Genomic DNA, 1,050 nt, shown 5'->3' on the forward strand with positions numbered 1-1,050 from the left:
TAGACGGTGTTCTGCGGTGCGGGGAAGGTGATTGAGCCTTCGCTCAAACCTTTACCAATGGTGATGGTTTCGCCATTACTCAGCGAGATCTTCATCTCGGTGCCAGCCGGGTTGGTCAGGCGGGCGGTGTAGGTGATCTCGCCGCCTTCCTGCACCGTACCGGAGGCCGACAGGGTCAGGCCGGTGGTGTCCAGGCGTGCCGGGTCATCGGTGACGACAGTGGTCGGAGTGCCGGCGGTTTCCAGGTGCTCGTAGTTGCCGCCACTGGCGGCCAGTGCGGTCACCAACGAGGGCAAGGGCTCCCTCTATGTGCAGCGCACTCTGGTAGGTTATCCCGAACAGGCACCGGCACGGGTCAGCAAGGGGATGAGTGTGACCCGCAGCTGGTTCAACAGCGACGGCCAGCCGTTTGATCCCGCCAAGGTGAAGGTGGGTGATCTGGTGGTGGTGCGGCTCAACGTCAGCAGTGAATCGGCGGTGCCCGATGCCCTGCTGGTGGAGATGGCGCCCGCTGGCTTCGAGCTGGAGGCTCCTGCCACGGCGAGGCCAGCAGCAGATCGATGGAGGCGTTGGCCACCGCGCAGGCCAAGGGGTTGCCCATGAAGGTCGGCCCATGCATGAAGACGCCGGCTTTCCCATCACACACGGTGCGAGCCACATGCTCGGTCGTGAGCGTGGCCGACAGCGTCAGGTAGCCGCCGGTGAGCGCCTTGCCCAGACACATGATGTCGGGGCTGATGCCGGCCCAGTCACAGGCAAACAGCTGGCCGGTGCGGCCAAAGCCGGTGGCCGTTATGTGTTCCCCCACGGCGAGCTGCCGCATATCTCGATGATCACGGCGCGTATCTGCGAGGCGGGCCTGGAGGTGGTCGATATCGAAAGCCTGCGGCTGCACTACGCCAAGACCCTCAACCACTGGAGTGAGAACCTGGAGAACCAGTTGCACCGCGCCGCCGCGCTGGTGCCGGAGAAGACCTTGCGTATCTGGCGCCTGTACCTGGCCGGTTGCGCCTATGCCTTCACCAAGGGCTGGATCAACCTGCACCAGAT

Annotated in this window: 2 protein-coding genes and 2 pseudogenes; 2 read left to right on the forward strand and 2 right to left on the reverse strand. The window is 64.3% G+C overall.

What is annotated here, in order from left to right; all coding sequences use genetic code 11:
- A partial coding sequence (locus tag V0R59_RS31770) for an immunoglobulin-like domain-containing protein (protein WP_330105873.1) occupies nt 1-296 on the reverse strand: 296 nt, incomplete at its 3' end.
- 13 nt (nt 297-309) lie between these two features.
- Here V0R59_RS31770 and V0R59_RS32140 point away from each other — a divergent pair.
- Nucleotides 310-603, forward strand: coding sequence for an alpha-2-macroglobulin family protein (locus V0R59_RS32140; RefSeq protein WP_408005266.1), 294 nt, complete (start codon nt 310-312; stop codon nt 601-603).
- Here the strand turns inward: V0R59_RS32140 and V0R59_RS32145 are convergent.
- Nucleotides 587-823, reverse strand: a pseudogene (locus V0R59_RS32145) (aminotransferase class III-fold pyridoxal phosphate-dependent enzyme); the annotation flags it as partial. The gene V0R59_RS32140 and the pseudogene V0R59_RS32145 sit on opposite strands and share 17 nt — an antisense overlap.
- Between V0R59_RS32145 and V0R59_RS32150 the strand changes: the two are divergent.
- Nucleotides 788-1,050: pseudogene (locus V0R59_RS32150) on the forward strand (class I SAM-dependent methyltransferase); the annotation flags it as partial. The pseudogenes V0R59_RS32145 and V0R59_RS32150 sit on opposite strands and share 36 nt — an antisense overlap.

The sequence above is a fragment of the Pseudomonas ulcerans genome (assembly GCF_036324125.1).
Lineage (GTDB): Bacteria > Pseudomonadota > Gammaproteobacteria > Pseudomonadales > Pseudomonadaceae > Aquipseudomonas > Aquipseudomonas ulcerans.